This is a genomic window from Aminobacter sp. 01T433 (assembly GCF_056398585.1).
Window position 1 is genome coordinate 21,437 of sequence record NZ_JBFTPR010000021.1, and the last position, 17,590, is coordinate 39,026.

Annotated in this window: 15 protein-coding genes; 3 read left to right on the forward strand and 12 right to left on the reverse strand. The window is 60.6% G+C overall.

Features of this window, described 5'->3' with window-relative positions; genetic code table 11:
- The first annotated feature begins 64 nt into the window (after nt 1-64).
- The gene (locus AC1DLV_RS26095) at nt 65-1,021 is read left to right on the forward strand and encodes an NAD(P)-dependent oxidoreductase (RefSeq protein WP_476803006.1); all 957 of its coding nucleotides are present in this window, start codon (nt 65-67) and stop codon (nt 1,019-1,021) included.
- 24 nt (nt 1,022-1,045) lie between these two features.
- Here the strand turns inward: AC1DLV_RS26095 and AC1DLV_RS26100 are convergent, their stop codons facing one another.
- The 3 genes from AC1DLV_RS26100 to AC1DLV_RS26110 form a co-directional block, all read right to left on the reverse strand.
- Nucleotides 1,046-1,813: a FadR/GntR family transcriptional regulator gene (locus AC1DLV_RS26100; protein ID WP_476802946.1), complete on the reverse strand. Its 768-nt coding sequence runs from the start codon at nt 1,811-1,813 to the stop codon at nt 1,046-1,048.
- 153 nt (nt 1,814-1,966) lie between these two features.
- A complete protein-coding gene (locus tag AC1DLV_RS26105) occupies nt 1,967-2,953 on the reverse strand; it encodes a substrate-binding domain-containing protein (protein WP_476789151.1) in 987 nt (328 codons plus the stop codon).
- A gap of 49 nt (nt 2,954-3,002) precedes the next feature.
- Nucleotides 3,003-3,983: an NAD-dependent epimerase/dehydratase family protein gene (locus tag AC1DLV_RS26110; protein WP_476802947.1), complete on the reverse strand. Its 981-nt coding sequence runs from the start codon at nt 3,981-3,983 to the stop codon at nt 3,003-3,005.
- Nucleotides 3,984-4,225: 242 nt separating this feature from the next.
- On the opposite strand from AC1DLV_RS26110, the gene AC1DLV_RS26115 reads away from it, so the two are divergent.
- A complete protein-coding gene (locus AC1DLV_RS26115) occupies nt 4,226-4,969 on the forward strand; it encodes an ATP-binding cassette domain-containing protein (protein ID WP_476803007.1) in 744 nt (247 codons plus the stop codon).
- A 41-nt stretch (nt 4,970-5,010) separates the two neighbouring features.
- Complete coding sequence (locus tag AC1DLV_RS26120) at nt 5,011-6,009, forward strand: ABC transporter permease (protein ID WP_476802948.1); 999 nt, start codon at nt 5,011-5,013, stop codon at nt 6,007-6,009.
- Nucleotides 6,010-6,098: 89 nt separating this feature from the next.
- Here AC1DLV_RS26120 and AC1DLV_RS26125 read toward each other — a convergent pair whose 3' ends face one another.
- The 9 genes from AC1DLV_RS26125 to AC1DLV_RS26165 form a co-directional block, all read right to left on the reverse strand.
- Entirely contained in the window at nt 6,099-6,866 is a 768-nt protein-coding gene (locus AC1DLV_RS26125) for a response regulator transcription factor (RefSeq protein WP_476802949.1), read from the reverse strand.
- 172 nt (nt 6,867-7,038) lie between these two features.
- A complete protein-coding gene (locus AC1DLV_RS26130; protein ID WP_476802950.1) occupies nt 7,039-8,088 on the reverse strand; it encodes a hypothetical protein in 1,050 nt (349 codons plus the stop codon).
- A gap of 6 nt (nt 8,089-8,094) precedes the next feature.
- The gene (locus AC1DLV_RS26135) at nt 8,095-9,993 is read right to left on the reverse strand and encodes an HlyD family type I secretion periplasmic adaptor subunit (protein WP_476802951.1); all 1,899 of its coding nucleotides are present in this window, start codon (nt 9,991-9,993) and stop codon (nt 8,095-8,097) included.
- Nucleotides 9,990-11,816: a type I secretion system permease/ATPase gene (locus AC1DLV_RS26140; protein WP_476802952.1), complete on the reverse strand. Its 1,827-nt coding sequence runs from the start codon at nt 11,814-11,816 to the stop codon at nt 9,990-9,992. Before AC1DLV_RS26140 ends, AC1DLV_RS26135 begins: the two co-directional genes overlap by 4 nt.
- Nucleotides 11,817-11,954: 138 nt before the next feature.
- Entirely contained in the window at nt 11,955-12,377 is a 423-nt protein-coding gene (locus tag AC1DLV_RS26145) for a hypothetical protein (RefSeq protein ID WP_476802953.1), read from the reverse strand.
- A gap of 314 nt (nt 12,378-12,691) precedes the next feature.
- Complete coding sequence (locus tag AC1DLV_RS26150) at nt 12,692-13,396, reverse strand: hypothetical protein (RefSeq protein WP_476802954.1); 705 nt, start codon at nt 13,394-13,396, stop codon at nt 12,692-12,694.
- 392 nt (nt 13,397-13,788) lie between these two features.
- Nucleotides 13,789-14,817, reverse strand: a complete 1,029-nt coding sequence (locus AC1DLV_RS26155; protein ID WP_476802955.1) for a trans-3-hydroxy-L-proline dehydratase — start codon at nt 14,815-14,817, stop codon at nt 13,789-13,791.
- A 69-nt stretch (nt 14,818-14,886) separates the two neighbouring features.
- Nucleotides 14,887-16,578: a cis-3-hydroxy-L-proline dehydratase gene (gene lhpI, locus AC1DLV_RS26160; RefSeq protein ID WP_476802956.1), complete on the reverse strand. Its 1,692-nt coding sequence runs from the start codon at nt 16,576-16,578 to the stop codon at nt 14,887-14,889.
- A complete protein-coding gene (locus AC1DLV_RS26165; RefSeq protein ID WP_476802957.1) occupies nt 16,575-17,576 on the reverse strand; it encodes a 4-hydroxyproline epimerase in 1,002 nt (333 codons plus the stop codon). The genes lhpI and AC1DLV_RS26165 overlap by 4 nt, the downstream gene beginning before the upstream one ends.
- Nucleotides 17,577-17,590: the final 14 nt, after the last annotated feature.

Here is a 17,590-nt window from a genome sequence, read left to right on the forward strand (position 1 = left end):
TCCTCCACATTGTGCCAGATCGGTAGATATTGTCAGACAATATCATCGGTGACGACAGAGCTGAATTCAACACGCGAACAGATGGGCACGGAAAATGGCAACCAGCGCAAACGCAGGCGAGCAAATCGGCTTTATCGGCCTCGGCTTCATGGGCCATGGCATTGCCAAGAACATCGTCGAGAAAGGTTATCCGCTGACCTTTCTCGGCCGCAAGAACCGCGGCCCGGCTGATGATATGATCGCCCGCGGTGCTTTCGAGGTCTCGACTGCTGCCGAGGTCGCCGCCCGCTCGACCGTCATTTTCATCTGCGTCACAGGTTCACGCCAGGTCGAGGAGGTCATTCGCGGCCCAGAGGGGCTCAAGGAGGCTCTGAAGGCGGGCTCGGTCGTTGTCGACTGTTCGACTTCCGATCCCGTTTCGACGATGGCGCTGGCGGCCGAGCTTGCCGCTTTCGATGTCACATTGGTCGACGCGCCGTTGAGCCGCACGCCGAAGGAGGCGTGGGAAGGTACGCTGGACACGATGGTCGGAGCTTCCGATGCGATGTTTGCCAGGCTGAAACCGGTGCTCGACACCTGGGCTGGGCGCGTCGTGCATGTCGGCCAAACGGCCGATGGCCACCGCATGAAGCTCCTTAACAATTTCCTGTCGCTCGGCTATGCCGCACTCTACTCCGAGGCGCTGGCGCTGGCTGGCAAGGTTGGTATCTCGCCCGCCCGTTTCGACAGCGTTATCCGTAACGGCCGTATGGATTGCGGTTTCTACCAGACCTTCATGCGTTGGACGCTGGAAGGTGACCCTGATGCCCACAAATTCTCCCTCGCCAATGCGGTCAAGGACCTGACCTATCTGGAATCGATGGCCGATTCCGTCGGCATGGCGAACCCGCTGGGCAATGCCGCCAAGAATTCATTCGCAGGTGCCGTCGCCGCCGGCGGGTCCGAACTTTATGTGCCTATGCTGGCGACGCATATCGGGCGCATCAACGGCGTCGACCTGACGCCACCTGAACGGACCTGATTCAACCCAGGTCGCGGCAGACATCTACCTTCCCGAACGGGCGATCACTTCGTCGGTATTGGCCAGCAGCTTGTGCACCGCGTTGCGCGCCGCCTTCGGGCGCCGCAGCCGGATGTTCCTCTCGATCACCTCATGCAGGCCTTGGGCGCGTTCATCCTGGATCTCTTGTGTGACGAAGGTGAAAAGGTGATTGAGCGCGGATTCGATCAGCACGCCAAGCGGCACCAGCAGGTCGTTGCCAGATGCACGCAGTATGGCAAGGTGGAAGCGCGTGTCGGCCAGAGTACGTTCCTGCAGCGACGTCGCCTGGCCCATTTCTCGGCAGCTCTGGCTGATTTCTCCCATCTGCGCTTCGCTGTGGCGTTCGGCGGCGAAGGCCGCTGCTTCAGGCTCGATGATGTGGCGGAACTCTTGCACCGTGCGCAAAAAGACCTCGCGGTCAGGTGAGGCGGCGTACCAGCTCAGCACATCACGATCGAGCAGGTTCCAGCGATCCTTCGGCTCGACCCAGCTGCCGACCTTGGGGCGCGATGCTAGCAGGCTCTTTGCCATCAGCATTTTGATCGCCTCGCGCACCGCCGAGCGGCTGACATCGAAGGTTTCCGACCATTTTGCCTCGTTGGGCAGGATTGTTCCTGGCGGATAGTCGCCGCGCACGATCCTAAGACCGATCTCGCTGGCGAGCCAGGCATGCACGCTCGATCCGCTCATGCGCACGGCGTTGGGCCGCCGCATCGCAGGCGGGCGGTCGAAGACCGGCTCCCGAGGTTTTTTTGATTTTCCGTCCGGCATTAGACCGAGTTGATCTCGTCTGGATCAGTTCCGTTTCCAATGTGCGCAACAGGCAATTGTGCGCGCGAGATCCGCGCGGCACTGCACATATCCGCATTGGCTTGCTGGAGCGCACGCGTGCCGAGCGCTCCAGCTGGCGATCCTACTTCTGGCCTACTTCTGGATGCACGTGTCGACCGTATCCTTCGTGCATTCATCGAGGCCGGTGAAGACCGGATCTTCAACCTTCTTGCCTTCGATCAGGTCGATCATGACTGATGGTGCCTTGTAGCCCATCTCGAAGGGCCTCTGGCCGACGAGTGCGGTAACCAAGCCTTCCCTCGCGATCGCCACTTCGTCGCCGATCGTGTCTGCAGCCCCGATGACGAAGTCATTGCTGGCGATCTTGGCGGCCAATGGCTTGAACAGGTCGCGATAGGGTTGTGGTGCGCCAAACAGCGGCCATCCGCCCATGATGCCGAAGGCATCGAGGTCGGGATTGGCGGCGAGGATATCGGTCATGGCCTGAACGCCCTTGGCGCCATCGTCATTTGTGAAGACAGGGCAGCCAGCAACTTCGGTCCAGCCGCCCTCCCCCTTCAACTCGGTCAAGCCTTTCTTGCCGGTCAGCGTGTCGCGCATGCCTTGGGCGCGGCGCAAGATATTGTCCGCGCCTGGATTGCCTTCGATAGTGCAGATCTTGCCACCATTGGGCTTGGCTTTCTTGATGTATTCGCCGATGCGCGCGCCCATCAGGTAATTGTCGGTGCCGAGATAGGTCTTGCGCAATGCCGCATCCTCTGCGGCCAAATCAGCATCCAGCGTCATAACAGGAACAGTTGGGTTCGCGGTCTTGATGGTCTGGGCAATCAACTTGGCGTTCGAAGGCGAAATTGCGATCGCAACGGTGTCGGCCTTGCCCAGCATGTCTTGAACGATCTGGGCTTCGCCGGCTTCATCCGAGGTCGATGCCGGGCCGGTGTAGAAGCACTCATATTCCGAGCTGGCGTTTTCCTTGTTCCACTTCTGGCAACCCTGGTTGATCGCTTCAAAGAACGGGTTGTCGAGGCCTTTGACGACGATGACGAGTTGCTTCTTGGCGAGCGCGTTTCCAGCGCTGAGTGCCAGGACTGCTGCTGCAAGCAATAATGCCTTCCTCATTGTTTCCTCCCTTTTGAACAAACGGGCACATCGTGCCCGCCACGCGAAATCAACCCGGATACCAGACGATGCGAGGGTCATTCTCCGAACGCTCGTATTGCCAGGCCGAGTCGATGAGTAATTCCAGGTCGTATTTTGGTTGCCAGCCGAGCAGGTGCTTGGCCTTGGAGTTGTCCATCCAGTTCGAATGATGCTGGCTTGGTATGTCGATGGATCCGAGACCCCGCGTTCGGGCGAGGTAGGCTGCGACCTCGCCATAGTCGACGGGGCGATCCATGCAGATGTTGAAGAGTTGCCGCATGGCGCGCGGATGATCGATAGCCGCCAGGATTGCTGAAACCAGGTCATCGACATGCACGAAATTGCGCTTCAGTGGCTGCCCGTCGGCGTCCCGCAACAATGGCACTGTGTTTTCCCTGGCATAGCGCTTGGCGTCGAATTCCGGCACCAGCGTCTTCCAGTCTGGACCTCCGAAGACATCATCGCCGAAGGACAGCGTAAATCTGAAGTCGTCCTTCTCCATGATCCACGGTGCGCGGAGACAGCACCAGTTGATGCCATGCTGAATGCCGGCCTGCTCCAGCATCACCTCTTCCAGAACCTTGGACAGCGCGTAGCTGCCTGGATAAGCCTGATGCCGTGCCGCTTCGGTGAGCGGCGCCTCGTTGCGGTAGTAGAAATGGCCAATCGCCGCGTCGCCGCCGATGAGAATGAACTGGCGGGCGGTTGGGCTTGCCCGAAATTCTTCGAGCAGCCAAAACAATCCCTTCACCGTCACATCCATGACGTCCGCCGGCGTTTCCTTGCAGGTGGCGAGGTGAACGACGTGGGTGATGCCGGCAAGGGCTTTGGCCACGATGTCGCGATCGGCGATCGAGCCGCGGAACACCTCGACGCGGTCGGTTTCGTCGTACAGGCGGTTGTGACAAAGCGCGCGGATGCGAGTGTTGGAAAATCGCGGATCGTCAAGCAGCCCTGCGATGAAGTGGCGACCGACCTTGCCCGTGGCACCGGTGACAAGGATCAGCATGCTCATCCTCCCACGCTTAGCTAATATCCAGTCGGCGCGGCCGTCAACGTCTATTTGTCAGACAAAACAGATTTTTGTCACATCAGGTATCGGATTCGTCTGACAATTGATTGACGCTGTCGCGGCGTTTTGCGTAAATGCAGATCTTCGCATTTCCCCGGGAGGTTACCGGGAGATCGAAGTCGCCCGGCCGGCCCGAGACAGTGCGGGACGTCAGCGAAAATGTTTCGGGAGGCTAGAGGCTGGTGGCAGTTCTCGAACTCGCCAACATTTCCAAGCATTTCGGCGCCATCCAGGCGGTCAACGACGTTTCGTTCTCGCTTGAGGCGGGACAAGTCGTCGGCCTGATGGGCGACAACGGCGCCGGCAAGTCGACCTTGGTCAAGATGATCGCCGGTAACTTTCGGCCGAGCCATGGCAGCATGCGCCTGGACGGGGCCGAACTGATCATGCATCGCCCGATAGAAGCGCGGCAGCATGGCATCGAGATCGTCCACCAGGATCTGGCACTGTGTAACAATCTGACTGCGGCGGGGAATGTTTTCCTTGGGCGCGAGCTACGCCGCGGTTTCGGACCACTGCGCGTCCTCGACTACAAGGCAATGTACAAGCGAGCCGGCGAGATTTTCAGGGAGCTGAAGTCCGAGACCCGGCCGCGCGACCTCGTCCGGCAGATGTCGGGTGGGCAGCGGCAGGCGGTAGCCATTGCCCGCACCATGCTTTCCGAGGCCAAGATCGTGCTGATGGACGAGCCGACGGCGGCGATTTCAGTCCGCCAGGTGGCCGAAGTCCTGAACCTTATCCGTCAGTTGCGCGATCGCGGCATAGCGGTGGTGCTGATCAGCCACCGTATGCCTGACGTGTTCACGGTCGCGGATCGGGTTATCGTGATGCGGCGTGGCAGGAAGGTTGCAGACAAGCAGATTGCGGCGAGTTCGCCGGAGGAAGTGACGGGTCTTATCACCGGCGCCATCGAACAGGTATAATCAACTCTGTTGGTCGCATCGGAACGAAACGAAGGTCGACGATGGCTATTACCCTTGACCAGACGATTTCGCAGAAACAGCAAAGCTGGCTGGCGGCGGTCCTTGGCAGCCAGACCTTCTGGGTCCTGGTCGCCGTCATCTTGGCTTGCATCTTCCTGTCCTTCGCCACCGACTCCTTCGCGACAACGAAAAACCTCTACAACATCACGCGCAATGTCACCTTCGTCGCGATCATCGCGCTTGGCATGACGCTGGTCATCATTACAGGCGGCATCGATCTCTCAGTCGGTTCGGTGCTGTGCCTGTGCAGCATGGTGCTGGCGGTCGTCATGCATGCGGGCTACAGCATCGAGATCGGCATCGCGGCGGCCATTGGCACGGCGCTGGTGATCGGGGCGTTTAACGGCATTTTGATAGCCTATCTCGACTTTCCACCCTTCGTGGTCACTCTCGGCATGCTGTCGATCGCCCGCAGCCTGGCTATGGTCGCATCCAACAACACGGTCGTTTTCCAGTTCGGTCCCGATCACGACAAGCTGTTGGCGCTGGGCGGCGGCGCCTGGTTCTTCGGCATCGCCAATCCGGTGCTCTACATGATCGTGCTGGCGCTACTCACTGGCTTTGTTCTGCGCTGGACGAGATTTGGCCGCTACGTCTTTGCCATCGGCGGCAATGAGCACGCAGCGACACTGACCGGCGTCCCAGTGCGGAAGATCAAGGTCGCAGTTTACATGATCTCGGCGCTCTCGGCTGGCATCGCCGGCATCATCCAGACAGGCTGGCTTGGTGCCGTCACCACCAATATCGGTGCTGGAATGGAACTTCAGGTCATTGCCGCCGCAGTCATCGGCGGCGCCAATCTTGCCGGCGGTGTCGGCACTGCCTTCGGCGCGATCATCGGCGCGGCATTGATCGAGGTGATCCGCAACAGTCTCGGCCTGCTCGGAATCAACGCCTTCTGGCAGGGTACCTTCATTGGTGGGGCCATCGTGCTTGCCGTGCTGTTCGACCGGATCCGAAATTTCCGATTGAGCGAATAGGTCTGGGCGCCGATCCATGCAGGATTGCAGACCCGTGCTCAAGCCCCGGCAGAGATACTACGCGCCGTCACGTGTGGCATGGAATATTTCTACGCTGTTGCTGGGCCGTTGTATTGGGAAAGAACGACTGCCTCGGTTCGGTTCGTCGCATGCAGCTTTCGCATGATGTGCGATATGTGTGATTTGACTGTATTCTGCGACAGGTTCAACTCGCTCGCTATCACCTTGTTCGACAGGCCCCGCAACAATGTTGCGAGCACTTGACGCTCTCGCTCCGTGAATGCGACGTCGGTCCGGCCGGCGATGGCGGGAAGATCAGGTGCCATCCCGTTCAGGGGCGATGGCGGCTGCAAGGCGAAGCTGTTTTCGGTTAGCATGGGCGCGGCGTTCGCGCAGTCCATTGGAACTGACCGCGGGAAGTAGAGCCCCCCGGCCAATACCAGCCGAACCGCGGCCACGGCGATCTCGATGGAGGCGGAAACCGTAAGGTAGCCTCTGACGCCATATCGGGTCACTTCGGAGATCGTGGCATCGGAGATTGTTGCCTCATCGAGCTGCGTGAGAAGAACCAGAGGGACATCAGGAAGCAATTGATGAATGTGGGCGAGACACTCGATCACGCGCGTATCCGTCATCACGCAGCTTTGTATATTGAGAGCAACGAGAGAGACCTGCCTCCCGGCCATGTTAGCGTCAAAGCCGTGCCCAGTCTCGATTTCCAGGATGACGAATTCTTGGAATTCGTTCCGAAGTATCCGAGCAAGACAACTTCGCGAAAGCGAATTGCAGTCGACAACGACTATGGAAGGACTTTCGTGAGCGAAGCCGTTCTGTTCGGCCGTAAACGAGATAGTCAATCGCTTCCCCGTTATTGCCGCCCAAGATCATATAACAGAATTAGTAGCGGCTAATCTACAACTAATTTCTCTTATGGTTAAAATGGTTGGATTTTATACAAATGCCTCGGAAATAGCCGGCACCCGATAGCAACGATTTCAATAACTTCTGTCAGCTTTTTCCCTAAGCTTGCTAAGCTAGGGCAAAGTCGGCTCGCACTATGATTTCCTGATCGACCGATGCGGTTTGCATCGCCTCCACATCCATCTCGATCTCGCCATTTCGGTCAGTGATGTCGACAATCGCATCTTGTGCTGCGTCAACGTCCTGAAGGACTTCAACGTCAAGCTTGATGACATAGCGCTCTTGGAGTTCATCCTCTATGTCGATGTCAATGTTGACGTCCTGATAAAGCTCTATGTCTTGTTGAACGTCGACAGTCCCTCCGGGGGGCCCGTCGCTGATTTGCATGTCGACTGTAGTGTCCTGCTCTACCGCGATGGAGTCGTGCAGGAACACATCGACGTAGAGCACACCGTTGTCGTCGTAAAAATCAACGTCGATCTGGGTGTCCTGATCTATACGCATGTCTTGATCGACCAGAATCGCGAAGCGCCCTTCACCGTCTATAGTGAAGGAGATGTCCACGTCCTGGTCCATCATGAGGTCCTGATCGATGTGCAGTCGCGCCACGACTTCGCCGACATAGCCCTCGACGATGATGCTCGCGTCCTGGTCGACTTCCGCGACCTGTGTCACCCGAATGCTGTGGCCACCATCGTCTAAGACGCGGTTTTCCTCACCCGGCTCGCGGCTTGGAGTTTCGCCTCCATCGTTACCTGGTTCGGGCTTCTCGCCCTGTGCCACCTCGTGATGAGCGTCAACGCGCCCAGCTTCCGAAAAGGAGGAGCCGGGAAGCTTCGTCAGATGCAGGTCGCGTGGCAAGGATATGGCTATGACGTGAAATCCCTCGGCTTCTCTGCCGGACATCTCCAGGCCATGCGATGCAGCGACCGACGATGCCGGTCCCTTGATCGGCAGGGTGCTGTGCTCGCCATCGCCTTTGTGCTCAGCCACAGGTAGATCTGCAGGGCGATGCACGTTTGACGGCGGCGGCGGAGGTGGGGCCCCTTCTGCATGGGCAGGGGCACCACCCTCCTCCGACACAGCGCCAATGATTTCTCGCGGACCGGCGTCGAAGAGCGGCAACAGATCGCGCGTGCCCTTGTCGAAAGGGACCATCTGGTCTCAGTCCTCTCTGAAAGCCCGGTTGAAGCTGTCGAAAACGGGGCGGAGGGCATAGTGGGCGACGGTGAAAGTGCCGGTGTTTATCAAAATTTCGACCGGCATCCCCGCCATGATTTCCACTTCCGGCAGCGCACGAAGCGATGCCTCGGTGATGCGGATGCGCGCAGTGTAAAATGCCCGCTTCGTTTCAGTGTCGATAAGGCGGTCGGCTGAGACATAGGTGAGAACCCCTTCTACGGGAGGAACCCGGCGATGCTTGTACGACAACAGGCGGACGCGCGCCGTGAGGCCGGGATGAACCAGGTCGATATCTTCCGGTTTGACCTGGGCCATAACGATCAGGCGGTCTTGGCTCGGGACGAGGTCAAGGAGCGGCTCGCCCGCTGCCACGACGCCTCCAGTCGTGTGGATGCGCAGGTCCGTAACCGTGCCGGCCTCAGGCGCGCGCACAATGGTTCGGGTGAGAATGTCACTCGCGGCTTGGAAGCGCTCGGCGAGCTGAAGGATCTGGGACTGGGTTTCGCGCAGGTCCTCTGCGACCTCTGACTGATAATCGCTTTCAAGCTTGAGGATCATCGCCCGCGACTCGCCAATGGCTTGTCCTGCGCGTGACATTTGGGACATTGTGTCACCGATCCGGCCGTCGATCTCGGCTTGCTCACGCTCAATTTGCAACAGGCGCGCGCGCGTCTGCAGCCGCTTGGCCACCAGTGGGGCGACTGCCGCGATTTCTCCCTTGATGATGGCCGCCCGCGCCGCGGCCGCTTTGGCTTGAAAGCGAAGCCCTGCGATTTCCTGCTCGGTCTGCGCCTTGCGCTGCTCGATAATCTCGATCCGCGACGCCTGGAGATTGCGACGAGTGTCGAAGATCCTGTTTTGCGCGATGACTATCCCGGCCACGGCTGGATTATGCTGTGCGACCGACAGCATGTCTTTTGGGAACAAGATGGTTTCGCGATTGTCGCGCTCGGCCACCAGGCGCGCCTCCAGGGCTTGTGCGTCCCAGAGCTGCCCCTGCAGCATCTGGACAGTAGCGCGCGCCTTGGTGTCATCAAGGCCGATGAGGGACTGGCCGGCAGCCACCACATCGCCGTCCTGCACCAGGATGCGCCCGATGATGCCTCCCTCCAGATGCTGGATAGTCTTGCGGCTCGATTCAGCCGCGATGGCGCCCCCGGCAATGGCGGCACTTTCGAGCGGCGCATATATCGACCAGACGCCGAAGCCAATGACAAACATTCCAACAATCGCGAAAGCACTCGCGGCGAGGTAGCGCAGCCGATGGAACGGCGTCGCAGGCAGCAATGGTGCTGCCGCAAGGTCATGCATGCTGGCCCGGTTCGAGGCGTCTATGAGGCGTTCTTCTCGGCGCCTTGCGAGCGGACGTCCAAGCCTGCGAAACAGTGCTATCGTCATGGTGGCCAGGGACGAGGCAGACTCTGCAGCAAGGACTGTGAGCCCATCCCATGACCACGAAAGCCACGATTCGAGGGAACCACGGGTCAAGCGCAGCAACTTGCCGAAAGCTGCGCCGCAATTGGTTGCAAAGCCGCCCGTGGCGCCGACAGCAGCAGGGATGAGGGGATAGTATCGCTCGAATGAGCCCTGTGTCGCCGACTTTACGGCTACAAGGCCCCCCGTGGCCCGGCTTTGTCCGGCAGCGCCCCATTCCTTTAAAGTGACGACGATGCGTGCCGATACGTCACCCCATGCGGCGGCGGCTGCCCGGCCGCCACGTCGGCCGGTTGCCAGCGCTAGGGCGGTGGATGCAGTAATACGGGCGGCGATGCTGGAAAGCCCGGCTCGCGTCTTTGCGAGTAGCTGCTTGGGGGGCGCCTCGTCGCTCACCGCATTTGTGGCTTTGGCGTCCTTCTTGGTGTGGCTTTTCTGCCGTTTCATGCCCCGCCCCTTTCGGCTTCCCCTGCCGGTGCATGGCCATTCGCCATCTCAGGCGATCGCGGGAAGCCTTTGTGTCCCAATTGCTTGACGCTCTTGCGGGCAGTTATGATCTGCGGGCGCCTGACCGGTATGGCGGTCCGCCCACTCTTGATCTTGCCGGCGACGTCGCGGCGGTTACCGAAGGCATTGATCATGCCGTTGTCGAGTACCAGAATCTTGTCGGACAGGCTCAGGATCTGAAGGCGCTGGGCGATGATAATGATCGTTGATCCCCGCGCCTTCATGTTCTGGATCGCTTCCCGCAACGCCTCTTCGCCTTCGGCGTCGAGACTGGCGTTCGGCTCGTCCAGGACGATGATGCGCGGATGGCCGAAGAATGCGCGCGCCAGGCCGAGCCGCTGACGCTGCCCACCCGACAGCCTCGTGCCGCTGTCGCCAATATCTGTCTCGTAGCCCAAGGGAAGCCGCATGATCGTCTCATGTAAGCCCACCATGGAGGCGGCTGCGATCACATCATCGGGCGCTGCATCCTGCAGGCGGGCTATGTTTTCCCTGACAGTGCCGCCGAAGAGTTCGATATCCTGGGGGAGATAGCCGAAGTAGCGATGTCCCCCGGATGCCAGCCAGATTGCCATGTCGGCATTGTCGAGACGGACATGCCCGGCAGTGGGGTCGATGGTTCCGGCGATGAGGCGACCAAGTGTCGACTTTCCTGCACCAGAGGGACCGACAACGCCGAGCACTTCTCCTGGGCTGAGCAGGAAGGTCACCCGCCGCAAGGCAGGTGTGGACGCACCGGGCGGAACGAACGTCACTTGTTCGATGGAGAGCTGCCCATTGGGGCGCGGCAATTCCATGGCTTTTCGCGGCTGCGGCGCGGCTGCCAAGATCTTGCGCAGGCGGCCATAGCCCAGGCGCACGCCGGTGACGGCCTTCCAGGTTCCGATGGCTCCTTCTACCGGAGCCAGGGAGCGCCCAAGCAGGATCGACGCTGCGAAAATTGCTCCGGGACTGACGCTGTTCAAGATCACCAGCCAGGCGGCGCATGCCATGACAATGACTTGAGCGAAAAGGCGTACGAAGCGAGCAAGCGACTGGATGACGCTGGCGCGAGCTGCGGCAGTGAGCTGAGCCTCCTTGGCTTCGGATTGACCGTTGCGCAGGAGGCGGGCGACCCCCGGCAACATGCCCATGGCGCTGATCGCCTCGACATTGCGCAACAGCGCTTCAAACCGGTGCTGGCTCTCGCCCCAGGCAGCGCTCGCACGAGCGAACGGCTTGCGCGTCACCATCTCGTTCAGCATTGCCAGCCCAAACAGGATAAGCGACGCGGCAAGGCCGATCGTCCCGAGCAGCGGATGCACGAGGATCATCGCGAGAATGAAAATTGGTGTCCATGGAAGGTCAAACAGGGAGGTGCTTGCGGTGCCGCCGAAGAAGGAGCGCAAGCCGCTGACGTCGCGCCAGGCTTGGGTGGCCGCGGCCGCATCGTTGCGCAAGGCCGATTGCACGGCTGCAATGAGTACCGATGGCTGGACGCGATCGTCGAGCCATATACCAATCCTGACGAGCATCGCCCGGCGCAGGGCCTCCAGCGTGGCATGCACAGCAAGTGCCACAACCACCATCAAGGTGAGCATCACCAGCGTGTCGAGGCTGTGGCTCGACAGGACGTGGTCATAGACGTGCAGTAAGTAGAGCGGAACCGTCAGGGCCAGGAGGTTCACGAAGAAGCTGAGCCCGAAGACCATCGCCAGAGAAGCTCTGCAGCGACGGAACGCACGTTCGACTTCGGTAATCGTTCGGTCCTTGGATAGAGCCATAAATGTCTCCGCGAGGGCGTCACACCACTGGGACCGGCACCTGGGGAACGTGCAAATCAGGCCCGGCACGGCTCGCGGCCATGGTGGCGCGAACCGGCGCCCGGATAGAGTCCGGGCGCCTCATGTCAGCAAACACAATCAAGCGAAGTCGAAGTCGAAATTGATATCTATATCAGCGTCCTGATCTGCGGTTTGATCCTGGTCGACGTCCACGTCGACGTTCTGATCTTGATCGACATCTACGTCGTTGTCGTTGGATTGCGTGACATCGGTGTCGGTGTCGTTGTCATTGTCAGCATCGCCGTCGGCGTCAGCGTCGGCATCAGCGTCCGCGTCGCTGTCATCGTCAGCATCAGCATCAGCGTCCGCATGTGCATCGTTGTTGGTGTCTGCGTCCTGATCGGTGTCGTTGTCGACATCCGAATCGTTGTCGTTATCGATATCGACGTCTGAGTCCTGGTCGGTATCGACGTCGACGTCCTGGTCTTGGTCCTGATCGAGGTCCTGATCGATGTCGGCATCGATATCGATGTCGAAATCATTGTCTTTGATGTCAGCCATGGGGTTACCCTCCCTGTTGAGCAAAGCCGCTCTGGCGAGCGTTTGCCTCCGGAGCGGATCGACAGCTACCGGGACGGTCAGTCAGACCCGGCGACAATCCATCGATGCGACCAAGCATCCCTGTTCAAGGCTTTGGAGAATAGTTGCCAATATGCACCTTGCCCAATTGGGTTGAACAAGGTTCCAATTGGTTCGCCCGATCAGGTGACAGCAACCCGAAGCGGTTAACCGTTTTGGATGAACCCAATCAAGGATGACACAATATTGGCGAAGCGGGATCGCGCCCGCTTGCTTTGCTTGGCTGAAAACGGAGTTCAGGCGTCGATGTCAGTCAAATCGACGATGATGTCGACATCGGCGTCAGCGCTAGCTTCGTCTTCGAGATCGACACCAATGTCGGTCCCGTCGTCATCCTCTTCCAGATCGATAAGCCCACGCACCAAGGTGTCGACGAGAGAGGCTATGTCCACATCCACGTCGGCTTCCAGATCATCGCGGATCTCTATGTCGACATCGACATTCCCGTCGCTTTCGGTGTCCTGGTCGAGTTCGGCATCGATGCTATCTTCGTCATCATCGTCCACGTCGACATCCAGGTCGCTTTCGATTTCGACATCGTCTTCGACCTCGGCATCGATCTCGACAATGATGTTGCCGTCGCTGTCTTCGCTGACCTCGACATCGACTTCGATCCGCTGATCGACCTCAGGTCTTTGTTCACCTGAAACGCCGATGTCGTACCCTTCCTCGCCGCCAGCGTCGCTATCGACATCGGCATCCTGATCCATTTCGCCGTTCTGATCGATCTCGGTGTCGAGCTCGACGATGGCGGGGTGCGAACCGATGACGAGCACATCGATATCGACATCGTCGTCGAGCTCTGAGTCTTGATTCAAGTCGAGGTCGATGTCGTCCACATCCTCAACGGTGTCGTCGTTGTCGTCGCCGGATTCGTTGACGTCATCCGCGCCGTCCTGCTCGACCATCGCGTCGCGCTCAGCTTTATCGTCAGGCTCCATCGTGCGTCTCCATGGTACGCAGCCGCCGGCGACCAGCATTCCACCTTCCAAAAAGCGCGGATAGACACCAAGTCGGGTGAAGTCTGACGGGCTGGAACGGCGCCGGAGCTCTTTCGGCGTCAGCTCAACGAGGCATACGCGCGCTGGCATCACTCATTGGGGCCAATCCCTAAAAGCGAAGACGACAAGATAGGATGAGATCGAGTAAATCTCGGCGAAGCGATGTACCCCCGCCCTATACGGCAAGCCAATGCCATGACAGGATGGGATGCGGCATCCTGGCGATGTCGCTCCATTGGAAGGGCCGAGGCCTATCTGTACCCCGGCACCTACCGCCAGCTCCCTCGATGCTCAAGTCTCCCTGCGGTACGAAAGCCTCGACCTTGCTGGGGTTAGCGCGCGCCCCAGGTGTCGCTAAGCCGGTAGCCCTCGGGCCATGGATCGGAGGGGTCAAGCATGTGCTGATGGGTCCCGGTGATCCAGGCGCGGCCGGAGATTTCCGGCAATATGGCCTGGCGGTCGCCGACCCTGCTGGTGCCAAGGATGCGGCCGGAGAAGGTCGAGCCGATCAGCGACACCGCCGTCAGCCGGTCGTCGAGTCCCATCTGACCGCGGGCATGCAGCACTGCCATCCGCGCCGACAATGCGGTGCCGGTGGGCGAGCGGTCGACCTTGCCGGGCTGGATGGCCACGGCTGCACCGGCGCGGAGGCCATCTACCGTGCGCTCGACCGGGCCGGCGAACAGGCAGAAGGAAAAATGCTTCCAGTCGGGGTTTTCAGGGTGATGGAAGCCGAGCGCGGCATTGGCCGCGTTGGTGATCTTGACGCCAAGCTTGGCGATGTCGTGTGCCTCATCGGACTTGAGCCCAAACCCCAAGGCGGCGGCGTCGACGATAACAAAGCTGTCGCCGCCATAGGCCGTGTCGACAGTGAGCGTGCCTAGCCCCTCGACCTCCAGCTTCGCATCCAGCCGCTCGGCAAAGCTCGGCAAGTTCTGCACGAAGATGCGCTCGGCCTTGCCGTTGCGGCACTCGGCCCGCACACGCACGAGACCGCCCGGGGCTTCGAGGGTGATTTCTGTCACCGGTTCCTGCATAGGCAGGATGCCGCTGTCCAGGAGCACCGTGGACACGCAAATCGAGTTCGAGCCGGACATGGGTGGGGTATCTTCCGGCTCCATGATGATGAAGGCCGCATCCGCATCAGGATGCTTCGGTGGCACCAGAAGATTGACGTGGCGGAACACGCCGCCGCGCGGCTCGTTCAGCACGAAACTGCGCAGCGTGTTGTCCTTAGCGATCCAGCGGCTCTGCTCCCAGATGGTGTCGCCGGGCGGAGGTGTCACGCCACCGACGATGACGTCGCCGACCTCTCCCTCGGCATGGGCCGAGACCACGTGGATGGTTTTGGTGCTGCGCATGATACCTCCTCAGAGCAATTCCAGGAAAAGTGCGAAGCAGTTTTCCATCTGGAACCGCGTAAAAACACTCTATGAAAGCCAGTCCGGCAGGCGCTCAGGCACTTGCCCAGTCAAGGCTGCAGTTACGCAATTGGCCAGGTTGCCAAAGCGTACGGCGCGGCCGGAGAGACCGGGGCCGTAATGGGCGTATTTGCCGGAATTTGTCATCAGCGCGCGGGTTCGGGTCGGGAACACCGGTTCGGAAATCGAGCACCAGCACAAGTCGGGGAGTACCTGCACGCCGCTCGCTTCGAGCTGTGCCAGCGTACCGTCCGCGCGAGCGTCCGATATCACCTGATTGCCGGCGGTGACGATCACCGCGACTTCTGGATGGCGCTTGCGCCCGGCGAGTGCGGTAGCAAGCCTGCGGCATTCGTCGAGCGAGGCATGCGGGCTGCCAATGGCGACGAGTTCCACCTCTTCCGGCCCAGCGTTCAGGACCTTCCAGGCGGCAGCCATGTCGGCCCGCGTGATCGCGACCCTGTCCGCATCGGCGGCCGCAGTGCCGCCGGCCTCTGGCGTCACGCCCTCGACATGCAGCATAGGTGCGGCGGACGTGGTGCCAAAGGCCGCGCACAGTGCCTTGAGATCGTCACGCGAGGGGTTCCCGGCTGCCAGCCCGCGCAGCAGCGGGATGCGGTCGGGCGCTGCACGGCCGGCGAGATAGCCGATCAGCGGCCAAAAGGCGTCGTCCACACCTTCGGGCAGTTCAATGTCGATGACGCGCCGTGCCTTGCGGTGGATGTCGAGGTAGACGCCGGACAGCGGTGCGCGTCCGGTCAGCGCGATACAGAGGTCGAGGAAGTCGGGGTGCTTCGCCGTCCGGGCGCCGATAACCGTATTGGCGAAGATCACGGCGTTGGATTCGGCCCAGGCGATGGTTTCGCCGCGTCCAGGTGCACTGTCGAGCAGATATGGCGAGCAGGTGAACGTCGGGCGGCAGCCCATCCGGACATAAGCGTCTGCGAGGCGTGCTGCGGGATCGCCGAATGCATCAGGCACGCCCTGCACTTGCCAGTTGGCGCGGTCGACTGAAATGGCGTTCATCGTTGACGGCACACGGACGCGCGCACCCATGTCGGCCATCTTTTCGGCAAAAGTCAGGTTGGCAGGACTGGCATAGATGCAGCCATCGATATGGACCTGCGTTACATCAACCAGTCCGCGCGCACCTTGTTGCGCCGCCATGGCCGAGATGATGCGCATTGCCTGCTGTACAGCTGGGCCATCGCGACCGTCGAGCATGGCGCGATCGGCTTCGGTAAGTTCGAGTGCGGACATAGCGGGTGGGCTGACGGGCAGTGTCAGGCCATCGGCTTCGATCGCAATGTCGGTAATCCGCGCGGACTCGTCCCGAGACAGCGCTTCATAGGCATCGGGTTCCAGGCGGAGCACCGGCAGCGGCTTTCCGAACAGCTCCGAAGCGATCAGCGCGCCGAGCGTCAGCACGTCCTCGGCTTCAGAAAACACCAGCGCCGTAGGCGCCCGCCCGGTCAGCACGAGGTCGAGCAGCACGCCGGAGCCGGTGCAGGAGCCACGGCTGGATGGCATCATCAGGATGCTGCCGGTGATGCAGACTCCGTGCAGCGGATGGTGAACGTCGATCACGCATCCCGTTGCGGGATCAACCCCACCCCAGAAGCTCAGCGCTTCTTGCGTGGCGATGATGGGCCCGCTGGCGGTGCCACCAAGAATACTGCGAGCAGAGGCCTGCTGGTTCATTTCACGACAAAACCATGCGCGAAGGGATCACGGTCATCGATGAAGATCGTGTTGATGCCGGTCTGCCGCGCCCAGCCGGCGATCGAGGGGATGATCGCGTCGCGGTCTGCAACTTTCACCGCCGCTTCAACTCGCCCCTTGAATAGCGAGCCGATGATCGATTCATGCACGAACTCGTCGCCGACCTTCAGCTTGCCCTTGGCAGCGAGCTGCGCCATCCGGGCCGAGGTGCCGGTGCCGCAGGGCGAGCGGTCGATGGCCTTTTCGCCGTAGAACACGGCGTTGCGCGCATGGGCCCCCTCGACGGTCGGCTTGCCAGTCCACTGGATGTGGCTGAGGCCCTTGATCTCCGGATGCTCCGGATGGACAAATTCGTACTTGGCGTTGAGGGCCGCGCGCAGTTTCGGGCTCCAGCCCACCAGTTCACCGGCGGTATGGTCGGCCATGTCGCGAAAATTCTTCTGAGGCTCGACGATGGCGTAGAAATTGCCGCCATAGGCGACGTCGACGATGATCTCGCCCAGGCCATCTACCTCGGCGGTTAGGCCCTCGGCATAGAGGAAGCCGGGAACATTGGTCAGGCGCACTTCCTCGACGAAACGGCCTTCCTGGCGGTAGGTGATGTCGACTTTTCCGGCCGGCGCGTCGATCGACAGCTTGCCCGGTTCGCGCGGGGTGATCAGGCCGTTTTCGATCGCCATGGTGATGGTGCCAATGGTGCCATGCCCGCACATCGGCAGGCAGCCCGACGTTTCGATAAACAGCACTGCAACGTCGCAATCGGGACGCGTCGGCGGATAGAGGATCGAGCCCGACATCATGTCGTGGCCACGCGGCTCATACATCAGCCCGGTGCGGATCCAGTCGAACTCGCGCAGAAAGTGCGCGCGCTTTTCCAGCATGTTCGCGCCCTCAAGGCGCGGGCCGCCGCCCGAAACGAGGCGGACGGGATTGCCGCATGTGTGCCCGTCGAGGCAAGAGAAAGTATAGTTGGCCATGGTCGAGACCCCTG

Excerpts from the sequence above, each read along its gene's own strand:
- lhpI (WP_476802956.1), bottom strand. The coding sequence starts at position 16,578 with ATGAACCAGCAGGCCTCTGCTCGCAGTATTCTTGGTGGCACCGCCAGC.
- AC1DLV_RS26130 (WP_476802950.1), bottom strand. The coding sequence starts at position 8,088 with ATGGTCCCTTTCGACAAGGGCACGCGCGATCTGTTGCCGCTCTTCGAC.
- AC1DLV_RS26100 (WP_476802946.1), bottom strand. The coding sequence starts at position 1,813 with ATGCCGGACGGAAAATCAAAAAAACCTCGGGAGCCGGTCTTCGACCGC.
- AC1DLV_RS26135 (WP_476802951.1), bottom strand. The coding sequence starts at position 9,993 with ATGAAACGGCAGAAAAGCCACACCAAGAAGGACGCCAAAGCCACAAAT.
- AC1DLV_RS26165 (WP_476802957.1), bottom strand. The coding sequence starts at position 17,576 with ATGGCCAACTATACTTTCTCTTGCCTCGACGGGCACACATGCGGCAAT.
- AC1DLV_RS26120 (WP_476802948.1), top strand. The coding sequence starts at position 5,011 with ATGGCTATTACCCTTGACCAGACGATTTCGCAGAAACAGCAAAGCTGG.
- AC1DLV_RS26155 (WP_476802955.1), bottom strand. The coding sequence starts at position 14,817 with ATGCGCAGCACCAAAACCATCCACGTGGTCTCGGCCCATGCCGAGGGA.
- AC1DLV_RS26150 (WP_476802954.1), bottom strand. The coding sequence starts at position 13,396 with ATGGAGCCTGACGATAAAGCTGAGCGCGACGCGATGGTCGAGCAGGAC.
- AC1DLV_RS26110 (WP_476802947.1), bottom strand. The coding sequence starts at position 3,983 with ATGCTGATCCTTGTCACCGGTGCCACGGGCAAGGTCGGTCGCCACTTC.
- AC1DLV_RS26145 (WP_476802953.1), bottom strand. The coding sequence starts at position 12,377 with ATGGCTGACATCAAAGACAATGATTTCGACATCGATATCGATGCCGAC.
- AC1DLV_RS26140 (WP_476802952.1), bottom strand. The coding sequence starts at position 11,816 with ATGGCTCTATCCAAGGACCGAACGATTACCGAAGTCGAACGTGCGTTC.
- AC1DLV_RS26105 (WP_476789151.1), bottom strand. The coding sequence starts at position 2,953 with ATGAGGAAGGCATTATTGCTTGCAGCAGCAGTCCTGGCACTCAGCGCT.